The sequence below is a fragment of the Actinacidiphila sp. bgisy145 genome, assembly GCF_057708125.1.
The window spans coordinates 1-6,812 of the sequence record NZ_JBYIRL010000090.1; the positions used below are offsets into that span (position 1 = coordinate 1).

Below are 6,812 nucleotides of genomic sequence, written 5' to 3' on the forward strand. Positions count from 1 at the left end.
GGCGTAGTAGCCGAAGAGGTCGGCGACCACGTCGACCGAGCCGGCGCTGGCGTGGAAGTCGACCTTGCCGTCGACCACCGGGACCGTCACGAGGTTGGCGATGGTCTGCCCGGCCGACCAGTTGAGGTTGGACGAGGTGGGCCGGGTCTGCCCGTCGGGCCACACCGTGAGGACGCCGCCCTTGGTCCCGTTCACGACGGTCACGTTGAGGACGACCGCCTTGGCGCCGGCCAGAGCGCCGCCGTCGGCGAGGCTGAGCGACAGCGACCCGGTGGAGGCGAGCTGCCCGGCGCTGGGCGCCCCGGTGCCGTTGCGGGTGTCGAGCAGCCGGACCGGCCCGGCCGGGTGGAAGAGGGCGCCGCCGGTATCGGCCCGGTAGTAGCCGAAGACGTCGGCCACGAAGTGGGTCGTACCGGAGCTGGCGTTGTACAGGTCCACCGTGCCGTCCGCGCCGATCGGCACGACCACCAGGTTCGGTACGGACTTGCCCGCGATCCAGTTGAGGTTGGAGGAGTCGGGCCGGGTGGTGCCGCCCGGGTAGGCGATGAGGTGGCCGGAGGACGCCTCGGCGGTGGCCGTCACATTGAGGACGACGGCGGTGGCACCCGTGGCGGGCACCCCGCCCGCGCCGGCGACCTTGAGGGCCACCGTGCCGTTCGCCTTCACCGGCGTCGTCGTACCGACCCCGACCGCGGCGCGGGTGTCCAGCACCCGGGTCGGGCCCGCGGGGTAGTACGTGGCGCCGGACGACGCGGTGGAGAAGTACCCGAAGACGTCGGCGACGAAGTGCACGGTGCCGGACGAGGCGTTGACCAGGTCGACCTTGCCGTCGTCGCCGACCGGCACGATCACCAGGTTCGGGATGTTGCGCCCGGGCGTCCAGTTGAGGTTGGACGAGGTGGGCTGGGTGCCGCCGTCGGGGTACGCGATCAAGTGGCCGCCGGTGGTCTCGGCGGTGGCGGTGACGTTGAGCACGACGGAGGCGACGCCGGAGGACGGCACCGCGCCGCCCGCGCTGCCCGCGACCTGGAGGACGACCTTGGCGCCAGCCGCGACCGGGGTCGTGGTGGTCACGCCGATCTTGGCGCGGGTGTCCAGCACCCGCGCGGGGTTGACCGGGGTGAAGGTGCTCCCGACGGTCGGGGAGACGGCCTGGCACAGCGCGGCGATCGTGGTGCGCGCGTTCTGCGGCGTGCCCAGGCCGGTGGTCAGGTCGTATCCGGGGCCTGCGGTGTAGAGGCCGGCGGGCTGGAGGTTCTGGCCGGGGACGATGTTGGTGCCGTCGGTGATGTCGTGGAAGGCGCTCGACGGGAGCCGGTAGAGCGCGGGGTTGGCGAAGCCGATCGGCCCGTCGGCGGCGCAGCCGAGGTCGAGGTCGGCCTGCGCGGCCAGGGCCGCCCAGGTCGGGGAGGCGCCGCTGGTGCCGCCGATGATGTACCAGCCCGCGTCCGCCGGGTCCTTGGACGCCTCGCCCCAGTCGACGAGGTAGCCCTGGTCCGGGTCGGCCAGCGCGGCCACGTCCGGAACCTGCCGGCAGTCCTTGTCCACGCCGGCGGAGCAGGCGTCGAAGTACCCGGTCCCCCGCCGGTCGGCCTGGTAGCCGCTGGCGGCGTCCATGGAGAAGTACGACGAGACGCCGCCGCCGGTGGCGCCGCCCTCGCTGTTCCAGGCGCTCTGGGTGGCCTTGGAGCCGGTCATGGTGGTGCCGCCGACGCCCAGCACGTAGGGCTGTCCGGCGGGGTCGTCCACGGCGACGCGGCCGCCGTTCGGGTCGTCGTTGGTGCCGTCGCCGTTCCCGTCGTACCAGCAGTCGCCGGAACCGTCGTCGCCGGAGGCGGCCGTCACGGTCTGGCCCTGGGCGGCGGCCTCGGCGAAGATCTGGTTCTCGCCCTGGAGGAACGCGCTGGACTGGTCGGCGGTGCAGGCACCCCAACTGGTCGATATGACCTTGACCTTGTTGTCCGTGACCATCTTCTGGTACACGTCCAGCACGTCCTGGTCGCTCGCGGCCGCCGCGTCGGGGCCCTGGTAGACGACCAGGGACGCCTGCGGGACGAGGCCGATCAGGTCCTCGATGTCCAGGGCCGACTCCACGCCGACCTGCGAGCCGTACGCGTCGACGGTGTCGGCCGGCGCCGTCGGGCCGCCGTCCACCTTCACGGCGCTGACGGAGACCTTCGTGCCGTAGCAGGACTGGTAGGCCGCGATGTCCTTGGTGCCGTAGTTCTCCAGCTCGAAGATGCCGACGGACACGCCCGTGCCGACGTCCGGCTGGTCGGCCATGCCGTAGGCGGTGGCCAGCGAACGGGGGCTCCAGTACGCCTGGGTGTCGACGGCGCCGGCCGCGGTGAGGGCCGACTTCGCCGAGGAGCACAGGGCCGGCGTGCGGCCGGTCACGGCCGGGGCGACCGTGCGGGCGCCGGTGCCGGCACTGGCGGTGGCGGTGGACGCGGCGGCCTTCCGCACCTGCGGCGACAGGTGCGGGGTGAGGTGCGCGAGCGTGTCCAGGCCGGTGACCCCGGCCACCGCGGGCGCCGCCTGGGCGGGCAGCTGCGGGGCGGCGGTGTTGACGACGCCCCTGCGGCCGTCGGCGGTACGGAAACCGGTGAAGCCGGTGTGCAGCGCCTTGGCCGCGGTCGCGAGGGTGGTGTGCACCGGCAGCGTCATGCCGTCGGCCGACAGCTTGCCCGCGGTCAGGCCCTGGGCGGCCAGGGCCGCACGGACCTGCCGCACGGTCGCGGCGCTCGGGCCGAACCTGGGGCCGAACTCGCCGGTGGCCAGGTAGTGGTGGTACAGCGGCGAGCCCGGTGTGGACACGTCCGCGATGAACGTACGCAGCGCGGCCGGGTCCCGCGGGGCGAGCTCGACGCCCAGCTCGATCGCGGTGGCGCCGCTGGGCGCCGCCGTCCGCACGGCGCCCTTCGGCAGGTGCGGCGCCGTGCCGACCCGCTGCGGCGCCGCGCCGCCGCCTCCCCCGCTGTCCGCGACGGCCGCGGGCGCGGACGCCCCGACCACCGCGAGTGCCGCCGCGGCCACGACCGGGCCGAGCACCCCCCGGCGCCGACTTACGCGCCTGGCTATCCCCATCAACGCTTCTCCTTCTTCTGCGCCTCGGCCGGCCACACAGGCGCACTGACCACCACGCACACGGAAGTGCCCCCCGAACGGAACTCCACGCAAAGCCCCCCTTGCATGGCGGCTCGCCCACGGCGAGAGCCGACGTAGCTTTGTATCAGCTGTCCGCGGCCTGTTCGTCGTTCAGACGTGCGAGTTTTACCCGCTCTTGGCCATCTGTCGCCCGCGGGGCCCGGTTTTGCAACTTCCGCCGGGTGGGGCGCCGTTCGCCCGGCGCCCTCGAGGCGGCGGAACCGGTTCGTTGCCGTGTGGGGGTGCCGTCACCGTCGTGTCACAGGGGGCGGACAGCGGAAACCCGGGAGGGGCGGTGGGCGGTCTTGGCGGGTGTCAGTTGATCCACTGGACCGTTCGACCTTTGGGGAACCGCATGAACCGCCTGAACCGCCGCCACGTTGTCGCCGCCACCGTCCTGGGTACCGCCGCCGTGTTCCTCGCCTCGGCGTGCGGGCCGTCCGACGCGGCGTCGGACGCGGCGGGCACGGGCAAGCCGTCGGCGCCGGCCGGCAGCACCGCGTCCTCCTCGACGACGGGGGCGACGCAGCAGCCGGCGGCCTCCGCCACGACCGACGCCCCCGCCCAGCCGGTCGGCAAGGCCGGCGGCTCCACGGGCAGCACCTCCGGCAGCAGCAGCACCGGCGGCAGCACCGGCGGCACGGGCACCTCGCAGCGCCCGATCCGCACCCAGACCCTGCCGGACGGGAGCAAGGCCGCGATCTACCAGCTCGGCGACGAGCACTACCGCGCCGACGTCACCGCGAACGGCGAGCCGTTCGTGACACTGGAGACGCACGGCCACGACGCGGGCATCGACGCGAACGACGAGTTCATCGTGCTGAGCCTGGACGGGCAGCTGCACGCCTGGATGGGCGGCGACAACCAGGGCCCGGGCACGTTCAAGGTGGCCGGCGACTGGACGGTCAAGGTGACCAAGGTCGGCGAGCTGCACTTCCGCGCGCAGGTCATCGGCAACGACGGCGCGGTCGACGCGACGATCGACGCCGACCAGCAGGACGTCGGCCTCGACGCCAACGGCGTCTACATCGTGCTCAGCGACGGCGGCGTGCTCAGCGCCCACGAATAAACTCCGCCGCCGCCCCGCAACGGAGTTGGGGTATTCCGCATTCCGCCGGAAGGGGGGAATCGCGGCGGCCATTGCGGGGCGGGAATCAAACGGGGGCCGCCGGTGGTTCAAGGGCACGTGAAGAAGATTGGATTCCTCTCGTTCGGGCACTGGTCGCCGAACCCGCACTCCGGGACCCGGTCGGCCGCCGACTTCCTGCACCAGTCCATCGACCTGGCGGTCGCGGCCGAGGAACTGGGCGTGGACGGCGCCTACTTCCGGGTGCACCACTTCGCGCGGCAGGCGGGCAGCCCCTTCCCGCTGCTGTCCGCGATCGGCGCGCGCACCTCGACCATCGAGATCGGCACCGGCGTGATCGACATGCGGTACGAGAACCCGCTGTACATGGCGGAGACCGCGGGCGCGGCGGACCTGATCTCGGGCGGCCGGTTGCAGCTCGGCATCAGCCGCGGGTCACCGGAGCAGGTCATCGACGGGTGGCGGTACTTCGGCTTCGCGCCCGCGGAGGGCGAGACGGAGGCGGACATGGCCCGCCGCCACACGGAGACCTTCCTGAAGGTCATCGAGGGCGGCGGCTTCGCCCAGCCGAACCCGCGGCCGATGTTCCCCAACCCGCCGGGGCTGCTGCGCGTCGAGCCGCACTCCGAGGGCCTGCGGGACCGCGTCTGGTGGGGCTCGGGGTCGAACGCGACCGCGGAGTGGGCGGGCCGGCTGGGGATGAACCTCCAGAGCTCCACGCTGAAGGACGACGAGACGGGCGAGCCACTGCACGTCCAGCAGCGCAAGCAGATCGAGGCGTACCGGGCGGCGTACCAAGCGGCCGGGCACAGCCGCGAGCCGCGGGTGTCGGTCAGCCGCAGCATCTTCGCGCTCACCGACGACCGGGACCGCGCGTACTTCGGGCAGGACCGCGAATCCCGCGACCAGGTCGGCATGATCGACGAGAACACCCGGGCGATCTTCGGGCGGTCGTACGCCGCGGAGCCCGAGGCGCTGGTGAAGCTGCTCGCCGAGGACGAGGCGATCCAGGCGGCGGACACGCTGCTGCTCACCGTCCCCAACCAGCTCGGCGTCGAGTACAACGCGCACGTGCTGGAGAGCATCCTGACCCACGTGGCGCCGGAGCTGGGCTGGCGCTGAGCCGGCCGGGCAGCCACCCGGCGGGGCATCCGAGGACAGAAGGGCGGGCCGTTGCGGCCCGCCCTTCCGCATGCCGCCGCTCAGCGTATTCACAGGAGTGGCATAACCCGCCAAATCGCCCATAGCTCCGGCCGGGCGCACGCCCTTATGTCCGTTTCGACGCCATAAGGCAATTTAAGACCTTTTGCACGTCTAAGACATTATTAAGAATGGAACGCGCCCGCACTTTCCGCGCCCGCGTCCTCACGTCCCGTTCGCGCCTCGGCCGCTCTCACGTGATGCACAGCATAGGACGCACATCACCTACGAAGAAGCTTAGTGCATTCGCCGGCGGGCGCTTCCCGGGAAAAAGCCGGGCGGACGACTCGCGGCTCACGCGGAAATCAATGCCGTCTACTAAGCGGCATAGCACTGAGGGCAATTGTGGACCCTTTTATCGGCTGCTAACAATGTGCTCGCCACAGCGCATCAATCGAATGAATTGCCGGTCGGAATGCAGAGGGGGGCCGACCACCGCCGACAAGCAATCGTGGAAGAGGTCCGCAGCCATGCCCAAGCACGCCCAGAACCGCTCGACGAAGCCGACCGACTCGCTGAGGAAGCGCCTGGTCTCCACCCGCGGCGCCGTCGTCGCCGGCACCTTCGCCGCCATCGCCTGCGCCGCGCTCACCGGCACCGCCCAGGCCGCGGAGCCGTCCGCCGCGAAGAGCGCGCCGCAGACCGCGGACGCCACCCACTCCGGGCGCGCCGTACACAAGGTCGTCGACTACACCGTGAAGCGCGGTGACTGGCTGGCCGCGATCGCCCGTGCGCACCACACCCCGGGCGGCTGGCCCACCCTCGCGCACCTCAACAAGATCAGCAGCCCGTACGTCATCCAGCCCGGCCAGGTGCTGAAGGTCCCGACCGGCACCGGCTACACGGCGACGACCTCGTCCGGCTCGACCGCGTCCTCCAGCTCCACGAGCAGCAGCACCGCGTCCAGCACGTCGAGCAGCAGTTCCACCGCGTCCTCGACCGGCACCACGGCGTCCGACGCCGCCTCGACCACCACCACCGCCACCACGACCTACCCGGACAACCTGAACGGGTGGATCAACGAGGCGCTGGCGATCATGAAGCAGAACGGCATCCCGGGCACCTACAACGGCATCTACCGCAACATCATGCGGGAGTCGTCCGGCAACCCGAACGCCATCAACAACTGGGACTCCAACGCCGCCGCGGGCACCCCGTCGAAGGGGCTGCTCCAGACCATCCAGCCGACGTTCGACGCCTACCACGTGGCCGGCACCTCGACGAACATCTACGACCCGGTCGCCAACATCGTCGCCGCGTGCAACTACGCGTACCACGTGTACGGCTCGATCGACAACGTCAACGGCCCCTACTAAGCCGCTGACCGGAGCCGTCTCCGACCGCTCCTCCCGCCCCGGGTCGCCGTCCCTTACCAGGG

The 6,812-nt window shown here is 71.8% G+C and carries 4 protein-coding genes; 3 read left to right on the top strand and 1 reads right to left on the bottom strand.

The genetic code is table 11. The features are described 5' to 3' along the window. A partial coding sequence (locus tag AC3ERT_RS36295) for a S53 family peptidase (protein ID WP_435179409.1) occupies positions 1-3,087 on the bottom strand: 3,087 nt, incomplete at its 3' end. A 415-nt stretch (positions 3,088-3,502) separates the two neighbouring features. On the opposite strand from AC3ERT_RS36295, the gene AC3ERT_RS36300 reads away from it, so the two are divergent. From AC3ERT_RS36300 to AC3ERT_RS36310, 3 genes are all read left to right on the top strand, one after another. Further along, on the top strand, positions 3,503-4,216 hold the full coding sequence (locus AC3ERT_RS36300) for a hypothetical protein (RefSeq protein ID WP_435179412.1): 714 nt from the start codon (positions 3,503-3,505) through the stop codon (positions 4,214-4,216). 117 nt (positions 4,217-4,333) lie between these two features. Then, positions 4,334-5,356 carry an LLM class flavin-dependent oxidoreductase gene (locus AC3ERT_RS36305; protein WP_435133996.1) on the top strand — a complete coding sequence of 341 codons (1,023 nt, stop codon included), beginning with the start codon at positions 4,334-4,336 and terminating at the stop codon, positions 5,354-5,356. Positions 5,357-5,904: 548 nt separating this feature from the next. Then, complete coding sequence (locus tag AC3ERT_RS36310; RefSeq protein ID WP_335975138.1) at positions 5,905-6,750, top strand: LysM peptidoglycan-binding domain-containing protein; 846 nt, start codon at positions 5,905-5,907, stop codon at positions 6,748-6,750. Positions 6,751-6,812: the final 62 nt, after the last annotated feature.

Bases quoted from the DNA above. Each gene is read 5' to 3' on its own strand.
- AC3ERT_RS36310 (WP_335975138.1), top strand. From the start codon at position 5,905: ATGCCCAAGCACGCCCAGAACCGCTCGACGAAGCCGACCGACTCGCTG.
- AC3ERT_RS36300 (WP_435179412.1), top strand. From the start codon at position 3,503: ATGAACCGCCTGAACCGCCGCCACGTTGTCGCCGCCACCGTCCTGGGT.